Genomic DNA, 1,068 nt, shown 5'->3' on the forward strand with positions numbered 1-1,068 from the left:
GTACGCATCCGACGAGCGCCGTCTTGTCTGACGCGGGGTATTTCGCGAAGCGTGTGACCTTAAGTCTAGCTTTAAGGTCATCAGGCGATGCGGGTCGAGGTTTTGGGCGGGGTTGAGCGGCGGCGGCGCTGGTCGCAGGATGACAAGGCGCGGATCGTCGAGGAGACGTTGGCGCCGGAGGCGAAGGTGACGGAGGTTGCGCGCCGCAACGGCGTTGCGGCGAGCGTGGTGTTCACCTGGCGACGACAGGCACGGACGGCCGAACGGGTCGTGCCATGTTTTGCGCCGGTGCAGATTGCCTCGGCGGTAGGAACGGGCGAACAAAATTCGAAACCTCCGTCCGAACATGATCGCCGGACACGGCAGTTACCGGCCGCCTGGAACGGACTGATCGAGATCGATCTTGGCAACCGGCGGCGCATCCGGGTGGATGCACAGGTTGACCCGGAAGCACTGGCGCGGGTGCTCGACGTGCTGGAGCGCCGATGATTGCCATACCGGGCAATGTGCGGGTGTGGCTCGCGACCGGCCATACCGATATGCGCCGCGGATTCCCGAGCCTTGCGCGTCTGGTTCAGGAGAGCTTGAAGCGGGATCCGCACGCTGGTGATCTCTACGTTTTTAGGGGCCGTCGCGGCGACTTGATCAAGATCATTTGGCATGACGGCCAGGGCGCGTGTCTGTTCACGAAGCGGTTGGAGCGCGGCCGCTTTCTGTGGCCATCGCTGGCGGACGGCGTTGTTACGATCAGCGTTGCGCAACTATCCTATCTGCTGTCCGGAATTGACTGGCGGATGCCGCAGGCAACCTGGCGTCCGCAGGCTTCCGGATAAGCTGTGGCTTTTTGACTCACGAAGAGAATCTGCCGGGATTTTGAGCGGCGAATATGGTTGGATGGTCATCGTGACGACGCCCTCCGATCCGCTTCCCACCGATCTTGCCGCTGCGCACGCGATGATCCTTGCGCAGCGAGCATTGCTGACGCTGGCGAAGAGCGAAGTGACCGTGGGCCGCCTGGAAATCGAGCGGCTGAAGCTGATGCTGGCCAAGGCACGTCGCGAGCAGTTC

The 1,068-nt window shown here is 62.7% G+C and carries 2 protein-coding genes; both read left to right on the forward strand.

What is annotated here, in order from left to right; all coding sequences use genetic code 11:
• Positions 1-87 precede the first annotated feature (87 nt).
• Positions 88-489, forward strand: a complete 402-nt coding sequence (locus IVA82_RS42020; protein ID WP_247493886.1) for a transposase — start codon at positions 88-90, stop codon at positions 487-489.
• Positions 486-833, forward strand: a complete 348-nt coding sequence (gene tnpB, locus IVA82_RS42025) for an IS66 family insertion sequence element accessory protein TnpB (protein WP_028344503.1) — start codon at positions 486-488, stop codon at positions 831-833. Before IVA82_RS42020 ends, tnpB begins: the two co-directional genes overlap by 4 nt.
• Positions 834-1,068: the final 235 nt, after the last annotated feature.

Source organism: Bradyrhizobium sp. 142 (assembly GCF_023074015.1).
GTDB lineage: Bacteria > Pseudomonadota > Alphaproteobacteria > Rhizobiales > Xanthobacteraceae > Bradyrhizobium.